Source organism: Nitrosomonas sp. Nm84 (genome assembly GCF_003201565.1).
In the GTDB taxonomy this organism is placed as follows: Bacteria; Pseudomonadota; Gammaproteobacteria; order Burkholderiales; family Nitrosomonadaceae; genus Nitrosomonas.
This window is the reverse complement of sequence record NZ_QJJP01000026.1, coordinates 1-22,920: the sequence shown is the minus strand read 5'-3', so window position 1 is coordinate 22,920 and position 22,920 is coordinate 1. Positions and strand designations below refer to the sequence as shown.

The following is a 22,920-nucleotide window of genomic DNA, read 5'->3' as shown; positions in this document are numbered from 1 at the left end:
ATGGATTTGCCACCCGATCAGCAAGAAAGAATCGTTTGCTCAATCACGGCGGCCATAAAGTATGAAATACCGGCCAATATACTTTTGGCCGTTGCGGAAAAAGAAGGGGGAAAACCGGGGCAATGGGTGAGTAACCGCAATGGAACGCATGATGTGGGTTCAATGCAATTCAATACGGCCTACCTGGGCGATTTAGCCCGATACGGGATCACATCCAATGATGTCGCACAACCCGGTTGCTATCCCTATGATCTAGCAGCTTGGCGAATACGTCTGCATATCAAGCAAGATAAAGGCGATTTGTGGACAAAAGCGGCCAATTATCATTCGCGTACTCCAAAAGTTAATGCAAAGTATCGGGCTGACTTGATGGCTAAAGCCGCTAAATGGGCGGATTGGCTGGAAAATCGTTTCATGACAGCGGACAACAAGAAAAAATAAGTTACTAACAAATTCCGTGGATAGAACTGTGAATAACCGGCCTATGTCACGCAACGATAATGTTATTTAGCCGTGCCTAAATGACAGGCAAAATCCTATGAATCCTTTGTGGGAATAGACCAGGAATGAAACAGAGAATGATCGTAATGAATGGGTTTCGAATTTTGCAAAGCCACAATGGCCAGGGATGGGAAACTGTGGGCACAATAAAGAAGGTTGAAAAGGGTATTGTGGCGGGTGTGTATAACATATTTTTGTCAAAAGAAGCTGAAGCAAACAATACCGTTTATGAAGGAATCATTCTTTATATAGATAAAGAAAAAGAAATTGTTTATCAAAAGGTAGATAAAGAATTTATCACACACAAACTGAAACCATTTAAAACCAAACCAATCATTGGCAAGAATGTTTCTATTCGGTACGACAATAACCAATTAAATCTAACCTTAGAAGATTCCTTACAGGAGTAAGTGACATGAATAAGACAAAAAATGGGTTAAATGGGATGTCGGTGGAAGACCTGAAGATCATGGACGAGATCATAGATGCGAAGCTTCAGGACGCTGAAATACCAGGCTTTCAAGCTGAATTTGATCCAATGGAAGCTGTAAGGATTGGGGCCTTTGAGGAAGATGCTTTGAGCGAACAAGATGCACTGGATAGCGTGATAGATCAACAAGCATAGGGGTTAATGCGTGATGGAAAAAATCAAAAAGACTTTTCATGAGCAAATAGCCGAAAATTTGATTGAGCAACTAAAGAAAGGTACCGCACCTTGGCAAAAGCCGTGGCAGCCAGGAGATCCACTTCTAACATTACCGAATAACCCAACAACGGGTAAAAACTACAAGGGCATTAATGTGTTGCAATTGATGTGTCAGGGGCGCACTGATCCGCGCTGGCTGACGTACAAACAGGCAGTAAACTTTGGCGCACAGGTTCGTAAAGGTGAAAAAAGCACACTGGTGCAACATTGGAAATTTGCGGATGAGCGCATCAAAAAAGATGACAACGGTAATCCTGTTCTGGATAGCGAGGGTAAGCAAATAAAAGAACAGGTAAAACTTGAACGTCCGAGAGTGTTTTATGCATCCGTATTCAATGCTGAACAGATTGATAACTTGCCCAAGCTTGAAATTAAAGCCCCCGATTGGGAGCCGCTGGATCGTGCCGAACAAATATTGCAACAATCCAATGCCATCATCCATCATGGTGAAAATGACCGCGCATTTTACCGGGCATCAACGGACAGCATTCATTTGCCGCATAAGCACCAGTTTTCAGCACCGGAACACTATTACGCAACGGCACTACATGAACTGGGACATTGGAGTGGATCAGAGACACGTTTGAATCGTGATCTCTCTCATCCATTTGGAAGTGAAGGCTATGCAAAAGAAGAATTGCGCGCTGAGATTGCCAGTATGTTGCTAGGGGGTGAATTGGGCATTGGTCATGATCCAGAACAACATGCTGCTTATGTGGGTTCATGGATCAAGGTATTGGAAGAAGACCCGAAAGAGATTTTTAGAGCGGCGGCTGATGCTGAAAAAATCAAGGATTATGTACTATCATTCTCACAGCAACAGGAAATTGTTGATCAGGAGGAAATCACGATGGATCAGACCAGCCAGCAGAATAATGATGCAGACTCACGTAAATACCTATTTGTTCCTTATGCAGAAAAAGATCTGGCGAAAGCCGCCGGTGCTTGCTGGGATAACACGGCCAAAGCCTGGTATGTAGGGCCAGAAGCGGATATTCGCACCTTGCAGCGTTGGCTGCCTGAGAATGTTTCCGGACAGCAGGATCCCGCTATGTCGCCTGAAGCTGAATTTGCCGACTTACTGCGCTCTCACGGTTGCGTTGTTGACGACAATCATCCGCTAATGGATGGCAGCAAACACAGAGTCAAGGTTATCGGTGACAAGCCCGGTGAAAAATCCGGGTTTTATGTGGCACATCTGGATGGGCATCCTGCCGGATATTTCAAGAATAATCGGTCAGGGCTTGAGACACGCTGGAAGGCCAAAGGATATTCCTTAACTGACGAGCAAAAAACGGCGCTTGTGACAAAGGCCGCCATCAAGCAGCAAAGTAGAAAAGCCGAGCAACACCAGCAGCAATTGAAAGTTGCGGAAGCTATCAAGGAATTACTGGCAATCGCACCACTTGCAGATTCTGAACATCCTTACCTGTTGGATAAGAATGCACGGCCAGGTGATTTGAGAGTCGTACCTGAGAATGCAGATGCTTTGCCCGCTGATTCTATGATTAAAATTGGTAAAGACTGGAAGGAAGCCAAGGCATTACGTGAAGAAAGCCCAGGCAGCATCGTTTTAACAGCCGGTGATTTGTTGCTACCGGCAGAAGACATCAATGGGCAAACCTGGACAGTGCAAACGATACAACCGGGTGGTGCCAAGTTTTTTGTAACAGGTAGCAAAAAAGAAAGCAATTTTCATGTGGTTGATAGTGAATATCGGGGATTGGCTGCACTCGACAATGTTAAGGCGATTGTGATCGCAGAAGGCTATGCAACTGCAGATACCTTATCGCAAGCCTTAAATTGTCCGGTTGTGGCTGCATTTGATTCTGGCAATTTGTCCAAAGTTGCTCAAGTTTTGCATGAAAAATACCCTCAGAAACCCATTGTAATCGCAGGTGATGATGATTTCATACAAGAATCAGTTAATGGCATCAATCCAGGCCGGGAAAAAGCTATCGAAGCCGCAAAGCTGGTGAATGGTGGGTTAGTTTTTCCGACATTTGCACCCGATGAGCAAGTGTCACTGAAACTTAGTGATTTTAATGATCTGGCGAATAAGAGCACTCTGGGTATTGAAGCAGTCAAACGTCAGGTTGGAACGGTTGTTGAAAAAATATCTCAGCAGGTTAAACAGGACAGCTTATTGAAGTTACAAGTCCCTATTGAACCTAAGCAGCAGGAAATCAAGCAAAAACGGGCATTGATCAGGTAATCCTATAACGATCGAATCATCCCGGGACACTGGGAAGGCGATTTAATCTGCGGCACCCAAAAGTCGTATATCGCAACCTTAGTCGAACGAAGCTCCCGCTGGTTAAATTAACTGGAAACGATACTCATACTGTGGTTAGCGCTATCACCCAGAAAGTCTTTGAGCTGCCCCAGCAACTAAAAAAATCATTGACCTGGGATCGAGGGATGGAATTGGCGCAGCACAAACTGTTCACTATTGATACCGATATCAAAGTCTATTTCTGTGATCCTAAGTCACCTTGGCAAAAAGGAACCAATGAGAATACTAATAAACTACTCCGTCAATATATGCCTAAAAAGATCGATCTATCCGTTTATTCACAGGAGCAACTCGACATGATGGCAGAAGAGTTAAATGATCGGCCAAGAAAAACGTTGAATTTTTTATCGCCATCACAGAAAATTTCAGTAGTGTTGCAATGACCGGTTGAATCTCCAGTTGCTTTTTTTAGGATCTCACACTCCCGTTTCAGCCTTACGTTCTCAGCACGTAACCGGGATAGATCCATTTGTTCCGGTGTGACAGCCTTGGTACCTTTACCGTTAAGTTTGCCTGCCTCTGCCAACTTTACCCAGTTGCGCAGTGTTTGTTCTACCAATCCCAGTTCCTTCGCTACCAGAACAATCGACTTTCCCATCCTCACTTGCTTGACCGCTTGCTCCTTGAACTCGGTCGTGTATTCCTGCTTCGGTATCTTCTTCATCGTCTTCCTCTCAGTAGTAACGTTAATTGTACGTCACCCTTGGAAGACTATTTTTCGGGGGAAGCTCATTTTTGCTTATTATTTCAAAGTGGAAACATATACAGTAAACAGCTCTGTAATAACTACAGGCTCTTGTGCGAAATTTATATGATCACTATCAACTATTGGTTTTATATGCTTAAATCATCCTTGCAATAATAATTGAGATTATTAGTTTTATTGTAAATTTTTATTATTCTATTCTTAGAGGACTTGGGAAAGTTTAAATACTCTTATTTTTTATTGAAATTGCTATTAAATATTTCATCAATAATGAAGGAAAATGTTATGAAAAAATATTTTTGTACTTTTAATCGTGTAACGCCTCTCAATCACTCCTGTTTTATTTTCAATAGATCAATATCAGCTTTTAATTTTTTTAATTTCCTTTATTTTTACTGCTGCATTTTATTAATAACTGGGTTGTTGCTTACTGCACATTCTGTCCAAGCTGAAGTTAATTCAGGTGATATTTTAGTCCTGGATATAGCGGGCGGGTCAGATGGGCGCGGTGCATTATATGTAGTAAATCCAAAATCTGGTCAGCGTACTATACTCAGTGACTTTGGTAATACTGCACAAGGTGAGCTTGGATTAATTGCTTCAAGCGTAGTGGTATTTAAATGTAATTCTGATAAGCATAATAATTTTAATTCTCAAAACAAACCACATTCTGAATGCGCAAAGGATGAGTTATTGCAGATTTTTGTATCGGATATTTTTGCAGGAGGGGAAGGTGGTGCTATATTTAAAATCGATTCTAGCACTGGCGATCGCACTTTAGTCAGCAACTTCGGTCAGGGCAATATTCGAGGGCCTTTATATCCTGGCCTAGCAGTGAATGAAAAAGGACAGATACTAACTAATATATTTAGATTAATTCCAGATAATGATAATCTTAACCCTGCAATAGTTCGTATAAATCCTGAATCCGACATGCGAATTATACTTAGTGATTTCACTAACCTTGACCAGGGAACAGTTGTTCAAGATTGGCTTATTTCCGATTTAATTATAGAGCCATCTGGAGAAATCTTGACCGGTACATCCAATGTGAATGGTCTCGGTGCAGCGATTTATAGAGTTAATCCAAAAACTGGCAAACGCACGATTTTGAGTGATTTTACTAATGGCGCACAAGGACCTTCTTCCGATTTGTTATATAACCCCGGCGGCTTAGCGATTGAGAAATCAAGAAAAATTTTAGCTTTATCAAGTCCAGGACCAAATGGTGGTACAGGAAATTTTCTTTTACGAATAAATCCAAAAACAGGTCAGCGCGTTATTTTGAGTAATTTCGATGATCCTAAACAAGGCCCTTTAGCGCAAAATATCGTGGGGGTAGCGATAGAGAAATCTGGCAAAATAATCGCTTCTGGTCAGTTATCAGAAGATAATCATGTCCTTTTCCGAATAAATCCAAAGACAGGGGAGCGTGTTGTATTAAGTGATGATTTAAATTCAGATCAAGGTCCTAAATTTAATCTAATTCAAGACACAGCAATTGTTCCGTCAGTCGAAAGGCCATAATGCTCTAGACTAGCAGAGATTAATAATATCTGATGAGCTGCCATAGTTCCTTGGCAAGTTCATCAGGTTAATTTTTACAGGGCCATTCAGATTCTTAAAATGCAGTTCAAAATTAATCTTTACGTCTGTGAACGAGCGAGGGTTTTGTTTGTTCCTTACCTATATACTTTTTTGACCGGGGTATCGTAAGGATTCCTGCGTGAATGAGTAACATCCATGATTTCGTTACATCAGGAATAGGTTATTTATTTATAAATATTATTAATCAACAGGTTGAAATAAATTTATCTATTGCCGATAATTCACATTATGTAAAATAGGATATATTCTCAATCATCAAAGGAAAAAATTTCATAAGATTATATCCAGTAGAACTTCCCTCAACATTCCTTCCTATTTATTCACATTTCGCTGAATATCCTTATATCCGTTAAGTGATATAAACCTTTTAAATCAATATGGAACACTATGCTGTTCAACTGATTTAGTTTCCAAAAGTTTGTAATGATGTTGCCTTTAGGCAGAAAAAATGGAAGATGGGTAAATTCCAACAAAGGTACGTAATGCGTCATTCGTTCTTAAGATTGCTTATTTTTCTCGTTAGAATCCTTCACATACGCATAAAGTGTTGGTTTCGAGATATTCATCATTTCGCAGATTGTTTTGATCGGTAGCTTCTTTTCTTGATACAGTTCAACCGTCAACTGGCGTTTAGTGGTATCTAGCGATTTAGGTCGACCGCCTTTGCGGCCCCTAGCACGAGCTGCTGCAAGCCCTGCACGCGTACGATCTTCGATCAGATTACGCTCAAACTCTGCTAAAGCACCAAAGATGTGAAAGATTAACTTTCCGCTACTTGATCGAGTATCGATTGATTCTTCAAGGCTCCGAAAGCTTACACCCCATTGCTCCAGACGATTAACCCATTCAATTAAATCTTTCAGAGAACGACCCAAACGATCTAATCGCCAAACTACCAATGTATCACCTTTACGTAGTAATTCACTGAGCTGTGTCAGACCAGAGCGTTCAGTTTTAACTCCACTAACCTTATCTACAATTATTTTCTCACACCCTGCCGCTTTGAGGGCATCTTCCTGTAAATCAGACTTTTGATCATCCGTCGATACTCGTGCATAACCGATCAGCATGGCAAATAAGTAAAGAAACTCATTATATAGCACATTATTGTTTACCTTGATTTCTTTACCGGGTATATTACCTAAAATCCCGCTATTTAGGAAACAAATAATGATTTTTTGAGCAAGTAAAACAAACCACCGTTTTCTTTACCTCAGCAAGGAGGTCATCATGCCGCGAATGCGTATTCTCAATACTGTTGAACGGTACGATTTTGATTTTCCACCGACATTTAACTCCCTTCAACGTAAAAAGTACTTTTATTTCTCTGACACTCTTTATCACATGGTATCAGGCTTGCGATCGCCGGCACATCAGGTCGGATTTCTGATTAGCTGCGGTTATTTTCTAGCGACTAAAAAATTTTTTGCAGCTAACGAGTTTAGAGCGGTTGATGTTGAATATGTTACCCAAAAACTGGGATTGCCAGATGTATTGGTTAATTTGCATGAATACAATGATCGTACTCGTCAGAAACATCAACAGACCATACTCAAGTATTACGGTTATCAAGCTTTTAGCAGCCAAGCCAAAGCATTTTTAAACGAAGAAATTAATATTATGGTACGTTCTCAGTTAAAGCCTCGTTTGATCTTCTGGCGCTGCATTGATTTGCTGATACGGGAAAAGGTGCAGTTGCCGGGTTGTTTCACTTTGACTGATTTAATTACAGCAGTGATCAATCGACGTAAAGATCAATTAGTAAACATCATTCAACAACAACTATCCTCAGAAGCTAAACAAGCATTGGAAGCCCTGTTTGAGCAAACCCCTGTATTCGGTGAACAACACCCAGGAGCAACTTCGGCTTATCGACTGACTCTGCTAAAAAAATTGTCGCAATCAGCACGTCCAGCAAAAATCAAAGAACGCGTTGTTGACTTGGTGTTGATTGGAGAATTGTATGGCCAGTTCCAATCGACCCTGCGAGCACTGGACTTAAACCGTGATGGAATCCGTTATTACGCCAATAGTGTGTTGAAATCAGAAATCTTTCAGATCACCCGACGGCGTGATGAAGACCGTTATTTGCATTTGTTGGCGTTTATTGCTCACCAGTATTATCGTCTGCAAGATAATCTAGTTGATGTGTTACTAAACAGCATTAAGAGCTATCAAAACGGCGCTCAGCGTGAGCATAAAGAACAGCGTTATGCACAACGGGTAGAGCGCAATCAGGTGGTAAATAAATTGCTGCGCTACATCAATAGCAATTGGCTGAGCTTAGTATCAGAGATTCAGACCGTCATACAGGATGAAGCGCTGACCGATGCGGAAAAAGTGAATCGGATCGAAGCATTATTACCCAAAGATCAACAAGACTTGATAAATCTACGGGATAAGTTGGTAACACAGTTAAATGAGGATGACTATTACCAAATTCTTGAAGCGCGTTCTCTGCGTTTGCAAAACCGTGTCAGTCCGATTCTCAAAGTGCTCACATTTCAGTGCGAACCGGCAGCGCAAGGATTGCTGGCAGCCTTGAATCACTTTAGAAACAATGACGGCCGCATTGATAAAACTGCACCGGTTTCATTTCTGACTGAGGAGGAATATACAGCAGTCACAACTGGTGAGCGCTTTCGCGTGTCGTTATACAAAGCATTTTTGTTTCTACATGTGCAAAATGGCATAAAATCCGGCACTGTAAATTTACATCATTCTTATAAATATCGTCCACTGGACGATTATTTGATCAGCAAGGGTCGCTGGCAACAAGAGAAATACATTCTGCTGGAACGAGCGGGACTACTAGATTTTGTTGATTCTGAGCAAGTACTGAAGCAATTAGATGAAGCGCTATTGCAGCAATACCAAGTGACTAATCAGCATATCGCAACCGGTGACAATACTTTGGTCAGTTTCGATGCTAAGGGACGTTTTCAGTTAAAAACGCCACAAAAAGAATCACATGGTGCAGATGCAGAGCCGCTACGCAATTTTTTTCCTGAACGACAATATGTGTCATTACTGGAAGTAATGGCTACTGTCGATCGTTATAGTGGTTTTTTGAACGAATTCCAACATTGGCAACAGCGCTATCACCATCAGCGTCCAAAAAAGCAGACTTTTTTTGCCGGTATCATCGGTCTGGGTTGCGAGATTGGCACACCGAAAATGGCCCGCATCTCACAGGCGATCAATGAATCGGAGCTGGAGCGCACAGTTAATTGGTTTTTCTCACTTGAGGGTACTCGTGCTGCCAATGATCGTGTTGTGGCATTGATTGATCAGATGGGATTACCCAATTGTTATCGACGTACTCCCGATCAGCTGCATACGTCCAGTGATGGCCAGAAATTTGAGGTTTTAAATGATTCTTTGAATGCCAGCTATTCATTCAAGTATGCCGGAAAAGATCTAGCCAGCAGTGTCTATAGCTTTATTGATGAGCGTAATATCTTATGGTATTCCACCGTATTCAGTGCCGCTGAGCGGGAAAGTGCTTTTGTTATCGACGGTTTGATGCACAATGATGTCATTAAAAGTGATATTCATTCTACTGATACTCATGGTTACAGCGAGGTTATTTTTGGCGCAACACATTTGCTGGAATTTTCTTATGCTCCGAGAATCAAGAACCTGAAGAAACAGCAGCTGTATCTGTTTAAAAATCATCGGCACATTGATCGTTCAAACTGGAAGATTCAACCATCAGGCTATATTGATACTGATCTGATTATCCGCCATTGGGATGATATTTTACGAATGATTACAACAATTAAACTCAAAGAAACTACTGCATCAGACATATTCAGACGACTAAATTCCTATTCCAAGCAACACACCTTGTACAAAGCACTCAAAGCATTTGGTCAGATCATTAAATCGCTGTTCATCTTGCGATACATTGATGATGTAGCTCTACGCCAAGCCATTGAGAAACAGCTGAACAAGATCGAGCATTCTCACAAATTCACCCGTGCAGTATCGGTAGGCAATCCTCGAGAGCTGATTGAGACTGAGAAGCAAGAGCAAGAAGTCGCAGAAAGTTGCAAGCGGTTGATTAAAAACTGCATCATTTGCTGGAATTATCTGTACTTAATTCAGAAACTATCTGACACGAATGATCCTGCGTATAAAACCGCGCTGCAAGAGGCACTGGCAAACGGTTCTATTATTACTTGGTTACATATTAATTTGCTGGGAGTATACGATTTCTCAGAGGAAAAACTGCAAGATACGGTAGGTATTCAAATGCCAAAACTAGCACTTGAAGCAGAGGTAAAGTAAAAAAGGAGGCAAACAGTGAATGACGCATTACGTACCTTTGTTGGAATTTACCCATTGATGAGAATCTGGTACAGGCAGTCTGGGAAAAAGGACGAGGGATGCTGGAGCAAGATACATCCGAGTGGCGCAAGGACCAATGTGGCGCGTGGATAAACCGGCAACAATATAATAATGTGAAGTCAGAATATGGTTGGAAGATCGTAAATGTTAAGCCAGGCAGTCCAGATTCCCTGGAAAACCTGCAGCCATTTCACTGGAATAATGATTTCGATATTGCAAACGATAAGCCACACTGCAGGGTCACGGCGGACCGAACTGGATTGTTGCCCACTCAAGACATCGATATGCCGCACAATACCAGCGCTTGATCTACCAGTATATGGCTGGTTTTATTGATACGGAAGCTTGCAGGGTGCTAAATCGAAAAAAGAAATAATTTCTTCTACACACCCTGCTAACATAAGTTGGCAGCAAAAGGAGATTAATCAATTATTCGTCTAAAATTATAAAAAGAGACAGCTGCTGCGCAAAGCAGAAGTAAAGGCCAGAACTGAACGATGCCTTCGTACCATCGCGAACCTACGGTGATCGGAATTACTAATCTAAAATCCAGCTGATTCTCATCTACGCCAGAAAGATGAAGCACGTATTCTCCCGGTTCATCAACGTGAATCTCAAGAGAAATACTGCCTGAATGATAATTTTTTGCGGGAATTGAAAAAAGCGCTTTCCCCAATTTGCCATCAGCCTCCCTGAACAGGCTGAGTGCCACCGATCGCTCACGTACGGAAACAGGATACAGTAAGTCAATGGTGATACTGAGTATGCCTGGGCTGGGTACTTTTCCACATAAAATGGGAACAGACATTGCACTTAAGGCATCCTGCGGTATTTCATAGTCTTTAGGAATAAAATAGGCAGAATAACCAATTAACAATGTATCAGACTCAATTGTGCAAGTACCACCACGAAACCCTTTTGGGTATGTTTCCGACATGTCGCCTTGAGAACTTACGTGGAACTGCATTCCAATCAGAATAATGACCATTAGCGTACTGATAGCAATCATAAGACGCCGGGTATGTATCGATAAATTTTGCCAGATTGCAGTCATAAACTCCTCCTTGGAAATGTTTGCTGGGATCGAAAAGGGGATAATTTGCTTAACTCATTGCTGCCGAAAACCAGTATCTGGATTTACTCGCAATAAACAGGACTACCCATAAGGTAAGAATAAAGGGAGATGCCAGAACAGGCAGGCCCATGGGTGTCAGTAGACTAGATAATACTGCCTGGCACAGCACGGCCAGAATACCGGCCAGGATCGCCAGCAAGGCGCTTTTGGCACTGGGCTCGAGAAAAACCCAGCCGATTGCAATCATGACCAGGGCCGGATTGAATCCATAGAGTCCCGCCTCGATAGCACTTGCATGGACGCCGAGTATTGCGGGTACGACAACCCCGATGAAAGCGCCGCCAATCACCATCAGCGCGCCGCGCAGGGAGGCGATGGCAATTCCGGTAAGAAGCATGCCGCCGGCAAGCGTATTGTCGGTAAAGATAACCTGGCCTATGCCTCTTGCCAGTGCAGTGAACCATGTTTCCAGAGGGAGGGTACCTATATCCATGACGGCTAACTGCATGCTTGCTGCGGGTAACGCTGGGCCAAGTGCGTAGCTGTCGAAGGCGTAGATCGTTACCAGAAATACCCAGCTGACCAGGACAAATGGTGAAGTTGCGGCTGGCATGTTAAAGAGCTGGAGCATTCTGGTCAGAACTGCCCACATGAGGCTCGACAGCATGGATGCCAATACAATATAGAGCCAGAGCTGGGGCGTATGTTCAAGAAATATTGAGAGGCAGGCGCCTGACAGCACACCGTTGAAGCCATATAATCCTGCTTCGATATCGGCTTTGCAGAATCTGCAGGCATGAGCAGTCACAGTGCTGCTGATCAAGCCAACGGTTGCAGCCAGCCCTGTGATCGTTCCGCCTGCGTAGAATGCCGCCAGTACGATCAATCCTGTGACGGCGTTGTTACAGAAAACGACCTGTCCGGCACCCCTCAGCAAAATGCGTAGAGGTGTGGGTATCCTCTTGTCCAAATTTAATGACCAGTTCAAGGTGGTGTTCCTCTTTTAAATTGAGTGCATCTTTGTTGCCTGATTGTTGGTGCAAGGGGCGCTGCGCAGGATGTCCTCTGCAGTCAGTCGTCCGATATGGGCGACTTCGCCATTGCCGGTCACCATCGCGGTTACGATGGTGCCATCGATCAGGAGGCTCAATTTCTTCGTGACCAATTCGGGATCCTGTATACCACTTTGCGCAACCATTGCTTGCAGCCTGGCATTGATTTTTTCGCCGTGCCGGTTGGCAATTTCCTGTATCCAACTGTTACCCTTATCGTGCTCGGCGACCGCATTGATGAACACGCAGCCGTAAAAATCCTCGCTTTTGAACCAGTTCTGCATCAGATCAAACAAGGCCAGGATACGCTCAACGGGAGAGCAATGCATTTGCGGCAAATCCCGATCGAACCAGCGAAACCAGATACTTGCTTCAGCCTCGAATACTGCCTTGAGCAAGTTTTCTTTCGAGCCGAAATGCAGATACAGCGTGCGGCGGGATACGCCTGATTCTTCGATAATTCTGGCGATGCCCGTGGCATGTATGCCTTCCTTGCAAAACAGGCGGCAGGCCGTCTGCAGCAATTTTCTTTTATTGGTTTCTTTCCGTGAATGATGTCTGGGTCGTGCCTGCGTTCCGGTGTCTAACATAGCAATGATCGATTGGGTACTTCGCCTTCAGAGCGGCAGCGAAGCTTGATTGAAAATTTCCATTATCGTCCCGCCGCCAATTGTTGTTTGATTTTTTTTGCGATTCTGCCAGCCTCGAGACGGATTTCCCGTAGCAGACCACTTAATGGGTTTACTTGCCCGATGAAGTAGAGGCGGGGGGCGTCCTTGAACTCCTGGTCGCCCGAAATAACCGATCTGTCATTCTCGTCGGTGATGCCTGGCACTTGAACCAGTTTGGAAATTCCGGTGCGAAAACCTGTGCCCGCGATGATGACATCGGGCTCCAGCGTCGTGAGTGAATGGGTGCTGCCGGGATCGGTTGTCAGCGTGCGCAGGACATGTACGGTTCGCCCGGTGATTTTCTGGATCGGACCAACGATTCTGATCCGGCCGGCCCGGACATCGTCCACGAAAGGACGATAGAGAATGGGTACGACATTGTTGATGGCGTATTGTTTGGAGAGTGGCAGGGTCGGATAGGGAAGACCATGCGCGCTCAGGTTGCCGATCATGCTGCGCTGCAGGAAGCTCAATATGCGATCCACGATAGTACCGGGCCAGTAGCGGGTCCATACGCCAATACCGATCAGTGGAATGCCATAAACGCTTTTAGGCAGGATATGCGGGGGCGTTCTGCCCGATACGGTGACATGACTGGCGTGTTCGGTCAGCCTGCTGGCAATTTCGGCGGCAGAATTGCCGGTGCCGATGACCAGCACATGCTTGCCGGAAAAATCTTGAGCGTTCTTGAATTTCGAGGAGTGAATGATCTCGCCGGGGAAAGTTTCCATGCCTTCCCATTTGGGTATGACTGGAATGCGGCACCCGCCAATGGCCATGACCACAGCGCGTGATTCAAAACGTTTGCCATCAATGCTGGTGATGATCCACAGGTCGCGGTCGGGATCGTAATTGACCTGTTTGATATCGATGTTTGTTTGTACTGTAAATCCTCCCCGCTCAGGGAAGGTCTCCAGCAGGCGCACCACTTCCTCGCGCGAAGGCCAGGAGCCGGCGGAGAGGGGAAATTTGCTGCCTGACAAGGCCGAGAAATAGCGGCCGGAATTCAGGCGTACGCCATCATAGTGATTGCGCCAGACATCCCCCACCGCAGCGGTGCGTTCCAGTACCAGCGGTTCCAGGCCCGCTCTGGCCAGCTCATAGGCGGCTGACAATCCTGCCGGGCCTGCGCCGACCACGGCTACATCGTGAATATCATTATTTTTCATAGTTCACCTTGTTTGGTATGCAGTTATTCATGCTCAAAAATGCACGCGACTGGCTGCCATAAATCCCGATGCGCGGATGAAGTACTCAGGAAGCATGCGTTGCGGTTGCTTCAGCGTGGTGAACAATCTCGACATCGATCGGCACCGGTCGCATGATCGTGTCCGGGATGGGCGCGGTTGGAAATACTTTTTCCATTAGCGCGATGACCTTTTCTTCCGGGGCATCGGTCTGGATATCGACAACGATTTTGATATTTTCGTAACCAGGCGTGCCTGCCTCCAGACCAAAGGCTGTCCGGAAATTGACTCGGCCCGAAACGTTCATGCGCAGGGATTCCACATGGATGCGGGCGGCTGATAAAGCGGCGATATAAGTATTGACCAGGCAAGCACCCACAGCTGCCAGCAGTAAATCTTCCGGTGTGGCGCCCATTTCTTCCCCGCCATAGCGTTTGGGTTCATCGGAAAGCACCACTTGGCCATCGGTGGTGTGCGTGGTGCTATGAAAGCCGCTGTCCCACTCAACTGTCGCCCGGTAGCCAGGGTTAGCGATATCGCCTTTGTCATCTGCTTTGATCGAATCGAGCGCTGCCCATATCCGTTTCAGGTCGAGTCCATTCACGATAATGTCGGTGGTTGAATTAATCATAGCTAAGTCTCCATGATGAGCGCAGGTGGTGGAAATGAATTCCCCTTATCTGCCTGATAAAAATATTTTACTGATTGTCATTCTAGCACACTTATCGCAAAAAGTATACCGATCGTTCTCTTTTTAAATCCTCTTCTAAAACAGATGGATAGCCTAGAAAATTAGAAACCTGAGGCGCGCGAGGTGTGTTGATGAGCTATGAAGAAAGGCAGCATGGTCGGTTGAGTTTTTCGGTGGTGTGATGATCAAAGAAGGCGCCAGTGCGAGACTGAACGAAACATCAGGTCGAGAATAAAGAAAAATAAAAGCGGTGATTGGGATTCTTGCAAACAATAACCTCAATCGTTACTCTTATTTTTCTTGATTCGCGACCTGACCCCGATATTGCGATACAAAAGCTCAAATCAATATGAAGCAGAGGCAGTAAAATGAGAAAAATTGCTTAATTGGTGTTCCTGGAATTTGTTGACTACGTCACCCACTACTCTTTAGAAGCTGTCTGGCAAAACGATTTCCATTAGAATCAAGGATTTTGATAACAAGCTAAGAGATGTCATACAAAACGGATATAAATAATGAGGAATGGAACTTGATAAAAAAGAGTTTGATCCTGTCAGCAAACGTGGCAATAGTCACAAACATAGCAAAAGAACCATTGTGAATGCCATTCTGTATGTTGTCAAAGGCGGTATCCAGTGGCGGCTGATGCCGAACGATTTTCCTCCCTGGCAGACTGTTTACGATCATTTTAGCCGGTGGAACAAGCGTGGTGTCTGGGAGGAATGCCTGGATAAGTTGACGCTCTTTTCTCGTCAAAAAGCTGGACGCTGTGCCGTACCCAGTTATGGCATCATTGATGCACAAAGCGTGAAAACTCAGTACGCCAGCGAAGAACGAGGAATTGATGGTGGCAAAAAAGTTAAAGGTCACAAGCGGCATATCGTGGTAGACATTCTCGGTAATTTACTCCACGTCAAAGTTCATGCTGCCAATGTGAGCGATACCAAAAGCGCTTGTACAGTGCTGGAAGGTGTCATCGATAAATACCCTTCACTCAAAGCATTCTCAGGGGATGCCGGTTATCGAGGTACAGCAGTTGATTTCGTAGTTAATGGGCTAGGCCTGGCTTTGCACATTTCAGAGAAAATCGAAGGTAAATGGGCTGTTTTACCGAAGCGGTGGGTGGTCGAGCGCACGTTTTCCTGGCTTGGTAACTTTCGCCGTTTATCCAAGGATTTCGAAATCTTGCCGGCTACTGCCGAAAACATGATTCGAATCGCCATGATGAAAATAACACTTGCAAAATGCGTCTAATATTTTACCAGACAGCTTCTTAAAGTGCAAGAAAAACGTTCCGAGGCCCAAAAAACTCTGGAACTTGTTGACAGTTATCTCAAGGAGCATGCACAGGATGAATGGCTGATCAGCGGTCTGGCCGGTGTTGAAGAACAATTGGATGGCCTGCTTTCCAAGCAAAAAGAAATCGTTCAAGAAGAGGCCAATCAAGAAAAAGCCGTGACGACTCTGGAACGGGTGACAAAATCACTTGATGACTGCCAGAAGCAATGCCGCACTCGGAAGCAGGAGCTGGACGACGCATCAATAAGGCTTCAGCAAGGTAAAGATGCATTAAGCCAGTTGCTGGGGGATCGGCTGTTGCGTGAATACCGCACCGAGAAAGAAACTCTGCTTCGTGAAATGGCCTTCCTGACGAAAATAGCGGAGCTTGAAGACCACCGGGCCAAATTGGAAGATGGCAAACCCTGTCCACTCTGTGGTGCGACAGAGCACCCATTCGCGGAAGGCAATGTTCCCGTTCCCGATGAAACCGAACAGAAGATTAAAGCACTCACCAAACTGATCAGCAAGGCTGAGGATCAGGAAGCCGCTATCAAGAAACTTGAAGAAGCTGAGGTCACGGCCCGTAAGAATCTGACGGAGGGTGAAAAGCAGGAGACAGCAGCGGCTAATGACAAGAAGGCTGCCGAGAAATCCTTTGCCGAGGTGAAGGAAGGTCTGGAAAAACTCCGTGCTGATTTTACCGCACGCAGGCAGGCCGTCTCTGCCAAACTCCTGCTGCTTGGCATCACGGAAATCCCCGAGATGCAAGTTTCATCACTGCTTGAGTCACTCAGAGCACGGCTGAATGCATGGCAGGCCCAGGTTAAGAAAAAAGCTGAAATCGAGAAACAGATTGCAGATCTCGACAGTGAGATGAAGCGTCTAGATGCGGTCATTGAAACCCAAAGTACCACCCTGGCCGAAAAGCGGGAACGCCTAGAGACCTTGAAAAAGGATCACACCATCGGGAGTGACGAGCGGAAAGCATTGTACGGTGATAAAAATCCCGACAATGAGGAGCTCCGCTTGAACAAGACCGTTTCTGATGCCGAAGATGCCGAAAAGAAAGCCAGAGATCGGCACAATGAACTGCACCAAAGATGGAACACCGCAAAGACCCATATTGAATCTTTGAAAAAGCGCATCGACCAGAGAGAACCAGAACTGAGAAAGTTGGAAATTGAATTTTCCACAGCGCTTGCGCCTGCGGGCTTTTCAGATGAGGTACAGTTTTTGGAGGCCAGACTGACCGCTGAGCAGAGGGATGAGCTGTCTACGAAAGCAAAGAAACTGGACGACAACCAAACAGATCTCAAGGCCAGACAAAAAGATAGAGAAACACGTTTGGCCACAGAAATTGCCAAAATGGTTACCAACAAATCTCTTGAGGAGATGGAACCGCAATTCAAAAAGTACGAAGATTCTCTGAAAGATCTGCGGAATATCATTGCCGGTCTCAAGCACAAGCTGAGTGAAAATACAGCAGCCAAAGAGCGGATAAAAGCAAAGCAAACGGCTATTGAGGCCCAGAAAAAAGAGTGCCATCGATGGGAAAATCTGCACGAATTGATCGGCTCCGCAGACGGAAAGAAATACCGCAATTTTGCCCAAGGGCTGACTTTCGAAATGATGATTGGCCATGCCAACCGGCAACTGCAGAAAATGACCGACCGCTACTTGCTGGTCCGTGATGATGCACAGCCGCTGGAACTCAACGTGGTTGACAATTACCAAGCGGGTGAGATTCGGTCCACGAAGAACCTTTCCGGTGGTGAGAGCTTTATCGTCAGCCTATCGCTGGCACTGGGGTTGTCCCACATGGCCAGCAAGAATGTCCGTGTGGATTCACTATTTCTGGATGAAGGCTTCGGCACGCTGGACGAGGAAGCCCTCGACACCGCTCTGGAAACCCTTGCGGGTCTGCAGCAGGACGGTAAGCTAATCGGTGTTATTTCGCACGTACCAGCCCTAAAGGAGCGGATTAGCACCCAGATCCAGGTAACGCCTCAAACTGGAGGCAGGAGCCAGATATCCGGTCCTGGATGTTGTCGTAACGGATCTGTCTAGCGGAGCTGAAATTTCAAGAAGATGATTAAGAATAAGGAGACATGAATGAACAAAAAAATCAGCGGCGCAGAGTATCCTCTTTCGAAAATATTCAGCTCCGACTTTGACAACACGTATCACATCTGAAACTAATTGATTTTATGGTGCTGTTGAGAGGAGTCGAACCTCTGACCTACTGATTACGAATCAGCGCATTACATTACTGTAGTACCCGATTACCAGGACATGTGAATCATTTCTGAAAAAAGATAAGCAATTCTAGCCTATATCTTTTTATCGCGTGGCACTGGTGTAGCACCATGCTTTATTTTATATGCCTCTGAACTGTTTTCAGTAATTTCTGCCAAATGCTTTTAGATCAACGATATAGGGAGTTGAATCATGAGAGAACTGGAAACTAATTTGCTGGATTGGCAGAAACGGTATGGAACGGAAGAAGCTTGTGCGCAGGCGCTGACGCAGCAACGCTGGCCGGAAGGGTTCCGTTGCCCGCGCTGCGGGCATGATCATGGTTATGTCATCAGCACACGCCACTCCTACGAGTGCTCCAAGTGTCATTACCAAACCTCGCTTACGGCGGGAACACTGTTTCACTCCACCAATCTGTCGCTGACTAAATGGTTCTGGGCGATTTACCTGTCTGCCTCGGACAAGGGTGGCATTTCTGCCGTACGTCTTTCTAAACAAATCCAGGTTTCCTGGGTTACGGCTTGCCGGATATTGCGCAAGATTCGCATTGCTATGGGACACAGGGATAGCATCTATCGGCTGCACGATCTGATTGAGATTGACGATGCCTTGGTGGGTGGTCGCCGCAGTGGAAAGCGAGGTCGTGGTGCCGAAGGTAAAACCCCAATACTGGTGGCAATTGAGAACCGAAGCAAGTGTGCCGGATTTATCGCCATGCAACAGGTCTCTGCTGTTACTCATGAAACAGTAGCAAAGTTTGTTCAATGTCATCTCCCGCCCAGTCAGTTGGTGCGTAGCGATGCGCTGGCTTCCCTGGCGGAAATTGGCAAAACCCAGCATCATGCCGCACGGGTGTCGCCGCCTGATATGGCGGGCGAATGGCTGCCCTGGGTGCATATTGCCATCGGCAACCTCAAGGCATTTCTGTTGGGCACTTATCACGGTGTATCGTCCAAATATCTGCAAGAGTATCTCAATGAGTTCTGCTACCGTTTCAACCGGCGTATGTGGGAGGCCGAGTTACCGCTACGCCTTCTCAATGCTTGCCTGACGCACACTCAGATCAAACTGAAAATAGTATAGAGGCATATTATTTTATTGGTGAGTATGGTAGGGCTTGAACCTACGACCAAGGAATTATGAGTTCTGCTTATTCGTATTTGACTTTATAAAAGATATTTTTCCACGGTTCTTTCATTTAGCAATTCGTAGAAGGCTATATGTTTCGTATTTTGGAAGTGCATCTGATGGTAAGGATTGGTCAATGGGATTTATCGAAACCCAGAATGAAAGAAATTCCTTTTTTATTATCGCCGCGTAGCCAGCAATAAGTTCCGAATCCGCCATTCAATAATTCACCTTGAACGTCGGGCTATCCTCTGGCCTAGTTTTGCGGTGATCGTAAATACGAGTAGTAGCAATATTGGCGTGTCCTAACCACTCCTGCACCTTGGCAATATCTGCCTGATGATCGAGCGCATTGGTCGCAGCCGTGGCACGGAGCGAATGTGCCCCGATCCTGAATCCCAGTCTTTCCGAGTAGGCCTGCACGATCTTATAGACGGCATCTGGGGTAATGGCTTTCTGTGCACCCTTATGTCGGTTATTGCTCAGCGATCGAAATAAAGGGCCATTATCATCTTCTCTATGGCCTGCCGCCTCTAGATAATCATGCAACCATCCGCCTACCTGAGGATGGATTGGTAAGTAGCGGGTCTTGCCACCCTTGCCGGATACTTTCATGTGCAGTACCCCACGTCGTTCCTGTTTGACGTCCTTCACCTTTAATTTGCACAGTTCATCGCGGCGCAGCGCATGGTAAAGCAATATGGCGAAGATGGCGCGATCCCGTTTTCCTTTAAGCGAGACACTATCAGGCGCATCGAGTAGCGCGCGCGCCTGATGATCGCCCAGTGCCGGAGATTTGCCCTCATAGCTTTCCACGCTAGGGCGCTTCACCCCCTTGACCGGATTGTGTGTGACCGCATTCTGTTCGCACAAGTTTTCAAACAATGAGGAAAGGGCTGCCAGGCTATGACGGATGGTGGCACCCGACAAATCACGATTTCTGAGCTCATCCCGGAACGCAATGATATGTGCGCGAGTAATTTGCCGAAATTCTTCTGGGTGAGAGATACCGGTAAATTGCATAAAATCCTGCAGCGCATTTTTATAAGCGCGCCGCGTGCAAAAATTTTCTAGATTGGCAAACCACTCGATCTCGGGGGGAACTTCTGCTAGCCGATAAAAATCGGCCACGTCTAAGAGTCGATGTGAGGAGTGCTCGATGGCAGGTAAATTATCTGGGTTCATGGAAAGTATCTTACTATTGATAAAATATGTTATCAATAGTAAAGTGGTGCTACAATTCAGGAAGATTGAAATATTTTTGCTTTATTAAATTTCATTGAGTAGGATAATATCCTACCACTCGGAAGGTGTTAGAAACATACATAGGAAACAAAAAATGAAGCGCACCGATAAAGCAGAAAAAATCAGCATTACACTTCCACCGGATATGCTGAATATTATTAGGGAAAAAGTGAAGGATGGCGCTTACGCTTCCACAAGTGAGGTTATTCGTGAAGCGATGCGTTTATGGCAAAGACAGGAAGAAGAACATCACGCGAGAATTGCCTCCATTCAAGCGCGTCTGGAACAATCCGCACACAGCGGTGAACCGGTTTTGCTGGATGCTGCGTTTGAAAAGCTAGAACAACTTCATCAACAACGGATAAGCGCACTAGGTCATGAAAAGCTATGAAGTGTATCTGACACCCGATGCGATACAAGACCTGACAGATATTTATGAATATATAGCTGCAAAAAGCGGACTTCCTGAAGTCGCGTGGGCATATATAGAGAAATTACGCCAAAAGTGTCATGACCTTAAAACAATACCTTTGATTGGACAACAGCGCGATGATTTGCGCAAGAATCTCAGAATCGTTGCCATTGATAAAAACGCGATTGCAGCTTTTGAGGTTAATGAGAATAAACAAAGCGTCACCATTCTTAATATCTTTTATGGTGGTAGAGATTATGAAGCAATTATGGGTAGTGAAACGCCGTATAAAAATGCTGAGCTAGACAAATAACATGACAGATCTTATTACTACAGTCAATCGCGCACTTACTGCAAAAGAATTTCAGGGCCTTGCAGATGTTCCACCTGAAGTTGAATGGTTTGCCAACTTAGGTAACGTCGAGACTCGGCGTGCCTATGAAAATGCCTTAAAGGATTTTATGAATTTCACGGGCATTCAGAATCCGGAAGAATTCAGAATTGTAACTCGTGCTCATATTATTGCCTGGCGCGATGATTTGTTGAGTCGAACATTAAGTAGCATGAGCATTCGGCACCGTTTGGCGGCAATATCTTCTTTATTTGAGTACCTGTGTGAGAAAAATACAGTTACGCATAATCCAGTCAAGGGTGTAAAGCGACCAGCGGTAGAAAGTTATGAAGGAAAAACTCCGGCAATCGGCGATCATCAGGCACGTGAATTGCTCGATGCGCCGGATGGTAGCTCACTTAAGGGCAAGCGCGATCGTGCGATACTAGCCACCCTACTCTATCACGCACTGCGGCGTGATGAATTGTGCCGATTGAAGGTCAAGGATTTTAAGCAGGAGCGGCGTGGTGTGCCACATATGAAAATATCCGGCAAAGGGGGCAAAACACGATATTTACCATTGCATCCTGCCGCCAGTGGCTTAATCCATGATTATCTCGATGCAGCTGGGCATGGCCTGGAAGATACGGGGGCATTATTCCGTTCAGCCAGTAATAATCGAGATAAGGAATCACAAAAACCAATTACGCCAGACGGTGTTTATAAGTTGGTACAGAGATACTCTGAAAAACTGGGGTTCAAGATCGGCGCACATTCGTTACGCGCAACGGCAGCCACCAATGCACTCGATCATCAAGCAGATATTGCGAAAGTGCAAGAATGGTTGGGTCATGCCAATATTGCTACCACAAGAATTTATGATCATCGCAAAACCCGGCCAGAGGATAGTCCAACGTTTAAGGTTGCTTATTGATTGCTCTATTACCCATTGATGAAGGGATTCTTGCGATCCGCCCAATAAGATCATTCCGGCATTTAGTCTGGTTAGCCATGAAACTAAATGCCACATTACACTCTCAAAAAACGCTACTGGAACCCGTTGCTCTAGCTATGATCGCACAAACTACGCTACCTCCAACTGAGCTTCCCCTATATGCTTCCTGAGTTTGCCAAATAACAGCTTTTTTCGCCGCTTCGGAATAAATACCACATGATATTTACAATCCCAGCGTGTATGACTCAAACTTTGCTACTCCTTCATCTTTGACTCCTCGTCTTGTGGTTGGGACGAGACCGTTACGACGACTGCCGTAACGGTAAAACCTTCGGAAGTCCCCCGGCAGATCCGGGGGTTTATTTATTATATAGGCTCTAGACTAGCAGACACGATCTGTTAGTCTAGTAAGATGTTAAGAAACAGTAAATTAAGCGACTATTACATTAAAAAAATAATTCAATGC

The 22,920-nt window shown here is 45.2% G+C and carries 19 protein-coding genes and 4 pseudogenes; 14 read left to right on the top strand and 9 right to left on the bottom strand.

Translation table 11 applies throughout. The features are described from left to right. The 5 genes and pseudogenes from C8R34_RS12400 to C8R34_RS12380 all read left to right on the top strand — a co-directional run. On the top strand, nt 1–441 hold the full coding sequence (locus C8R34_RS12400) for a transglycosylase SLT domain-containing protein (protein WP_110341124.1): 441 nt from the start codon (nt 1–3) through the stop codon (nt 439–441). Nucleotides 442–578: 137 nt separating this feature from the next. Next, on the top strand, nt 579–911 hold the full coding sequence (locus C8R34_RS12395; RefSeq protein WP_258364493.1) for a KfrB domain-containing protein: 333 nt from the start codon (nt 579–581) through the stop codon (nt 909–911). 80 nt (nt 912–991) lie between these two features. Further along, nucleotides 992–1,105 (top strand): annotated as a pseudogene (locus C8R34_RS17410) (conjugal transfer protein TraD); the annotation flags it as partial. A 34-nt stretch (nt 1,106–1,139) separates the two neighbouring features. After that, nucleotides 1,140–3,422 carry a zincin-like metallopeptidase domain-containing protein gene (locus tag C8R34_RS12385; RefSeq protein ID WP_110341120.1) on the top strand — a complete coding sequence of 761 codons (2,283 nt, stop codon included), beginning with the start codon at nt 1,140–1,142 and terminating at the stop codon, nt 3,420–3,422. Nucleotides 3,423–3,431: 9 nt separating this feature from the next. Then, a pseudogene (locus C8R34_RS12380) lies at nt 3,432–3,894 on the top strand (IS30 family transposase); the annotation flags it as partial. 9 nt (nt 3,895–3,903) lie between these two features. Here C8R34_RS12380 and C8R34_RS12375 read toward each other — a convergent pair. After that, nucleotides 3,904–4,167: pseudogene (locus C8R34_RS12375) on the bottom strand (transposase); the annotation flags it as partial. A gap of 327 nt (nt 4,168–4,494) precedes the next feature. Between C8R34_RS12375 and C8R34_RS12370 the strand changes: the two are divergent. Next, on the top strand, nt 4,495–5,736 hold the full coding sequence (locus C8R34_RS12370; RefSeq protein ID WP_110341116.1) for a hypothetical protein: 1,242 nt from the start codon (nt 4,495–4,497) through the stop codon (nt 5,734–5,736). Between the two features lie 578 nt (nt 5,737–6,314). Here C8R34_RS12370 and C8R34_RS12365 read toward each other — a convergent pair. Next, nucleotides 6,315–6,887: a recombinase family protein gene (locus C8R34_RS12365; RefSeq protein WP_110341114.1), complete on the bottom strand. Its 573-nt coding sequence runs from the start codon at nt 6,885–6,887 to the stop codon at nt 6,315–6,317. A gap of 160 nt (nt 6,888–7,047) precedes the next feature. Between C8R34_RS12365 and C8R34_RS12360 the strand changes: the two genes are divergently transcribed. Further along, nucleotides 7,048–10,110, top strand: coding sequence for a Tn3 family transposase (locus C8R34_RS12360; RefSeq protein WP_110341112.1), 3,063 nt, complete (start codon nt 7,048–7,050; stop codon nt 10,108–10,110). A 98-nt stretch (nt 10,111–10,208) separates the two neighbouring features. Continuing rightward, complete coding sequence (locus tag C8R34_RS12355; RefSeq protein WP_110341110.1) at nt 10,209–10,478, top strand: hypothetical protein; 270 nt, start codon at nt 10,209–10,211, stop codon at nt 10,476–10,478. A 113-nt stretch (nt 10,479–10,591) separates the two neighbouring features. Here C8R34_RS12355 and C8R34_RS12350 read toward each other — a convergent pair whose 3' ends face one another. From C8R34_RS12350 to C8R34_RS12330, 5 genes are all read right to left on the bottom strand, one after another. Then, a complete protein-coding gene (locus tag C8R34_RS12350) occupies nt 10,592–11,224 on the bottom strand; it encodes a hypothetical protein (RefSeq protein WP_107790322.1) in 633 nt (210 codons plus the stop codon). 49 nt (nt 11,225–11,273) lie between these two features. Further along, nucleotides 11,274–12,233 carry an urea transporter gene (gene yut / locus C8R34_RS12345; RefSeq protein ID WP_107790321.1) on the bottom strand — a complete coding sequence of 320 codons (960 nt, stop codon included), beginning with the start codon at nt 12,231–12,233 and terminating at the stop codon, nt 11,274–11,276. A gap of 15 nt (nt 12,234–12,248) precedes the next feature. After that, entirely contained in the window at nt 12,249–12,887 is a 639-nt protein-coding gene (locus tag C8R34_RS12340; protein WP_110341108.1) for a TetR/AcrR family transcriptional regulator, read from the bottom strand. Between the two features lie 62 nt (nt 12,888–12,949). Next, nucleotides 12,950–14,137: an NAD(P)/FAD-dependent oxidoreductase gene (locus C8R34_RS12335; RefSeq protein WP_110341106.1), complete on the bottom strand. Its 1,188-nt coding sequence runs from the start codon at nt 14,135–14,137 to the stop codon at nt 12,950–12,952. An 85-nt stretch (nt 14,138–14,222) separates the two neighbouring features. After that, nucleotides 14,223–14,786: an OsmC family protein gene (locus C8R34_RS12330; RefSeq protein WP_107790320.1), complete on the bottom strand. Its 564-nt coding sequence runs from the start codon at nt 14,784–14,786 to the stop codon at nt 14,223–14,225. A 582-nt stretch (nt 14,787–15,368) separates the two neighbouring features. Between C8R34_RS12330 and C8R34_RS12325 the strand changes: the two genes are divergently transcribed. The 3 genes from C8R34_RS12325 (at nt 15,369) to C8R34_RS12315 (ending at nt 19,466) form a co-directional block, all read left to right on the top strand. Continuing rightward, nucleotides 15,369–16,100 (top strand): IS5 family transposase, encoded by a 732-nt coding sequence (locus C8R34_RS12325; RefSeq protein ID WP_207896489.1) that lies wholly within the window; start codon nt 15,369–15,371, stop codon nt 16,098–16,100. 24 nt (nt 16,101–16,124) lie between these two features. After that, nucleotides 16,125–18,194: an SbcC/MukB-like Walker B domain-containing protein gene (locus C8R34_RS12320; protein ID WP_258192047.1), complete on the top strand. Its 2,070-nt coding sequence runs from the start codon at nt 16,125–16,127 to the stop codon at nt 18,192–18,194. Between the two features lie 381 nt (nt 18,195–18,575). Further along, entirely contained in the window at nt 18,576–19,466 is an 891-nt protein-coding gene (locus C8R34_RS12315; RefSeq protein ID WP_107790319.1) for an IS1595 family transposase, read from the top strand. Nucleotides 19,467–19,730: 264 nt separating this feature from the next. On the opposite strand, the gene C8R34_RS12305 is transcribed toward C8R34_RS12315, so the two are convergent. Next, complete coding sequence (locus C8R34_RS12305) at nt 19,731–20,696, bottom strand: tyrosine-type recombinase/integrase (RefSeq protein WP_107790318.1); 966 nt, start codon at nt 20,694–20,696, stop codon at nt 19,731–19,733. A gap of 154 nt (nt 20,697–20,850) precedes the next feature. On the opposite strand from C8R34_RS12305, the gene C8R34_RS12300 reads away from it, so the two are divergent. Genes C8R34_RS12300 through C8R34_RS12290 form a run of 3 tightly spaced genes read left to right on the top strand, consistent with a single transcriptional unit; the run spans nt 20,851 to nt 22,433 of the window. After that, the gene (locus tag C8R34_RS12300) at nt 20,851–21,147 is read left to right on the top strand and encodes a type II toxin-antitoxin system ParD family antitoxin (protein WP_107803791.1); all 297 of its coding nucleotides are present in this window, start codon (nt 20,851–20,853) and stop codon (nt 21,145–21,147) included. Then, on the top strand, nt 21,134–21,481 hold the full coding sequence (locus C8R34_RS12295; protein ID WP_107803792.1) for a type II toxin-antitoxin system RelE/ParE family toxin: 348 nt from the start codon (nt 21,134–21,136) through the stop codon (nt 21,479–21,481). Before C8R34_RS12300 ends, C8R34_RS12295 begins: the two co-directional genes overlap by 14 nt. 1 nt (nt 21,482) lies before the next feature. After that, the gene (locus C8R34_RS12290; protein WP_107803793.1) at nt 21,483–22,433 is read left to right on the top strand and encodes a tyrosine-type recombinase/integrase; all 951 of its coding nucleotides are present in this window, start codon (nt 21,483–21,485) and stop codon (nt 22,431–22,433) included. 171 nt (nt 22,434–22,604) lie between these two features. On the opposite strand, the pseudogene C8R34_RS12285 reads toward C8R34_RS12290, so the two are convergent. Further along, a pseudogene (locus C8R34_RS12285) lies at nt 22,605–22,703 on the bottom strand (transposase); the annotation flags it as partial. Between the last annotated feature and the right edge of the window lie 217 nt (nt 22,704–22,920).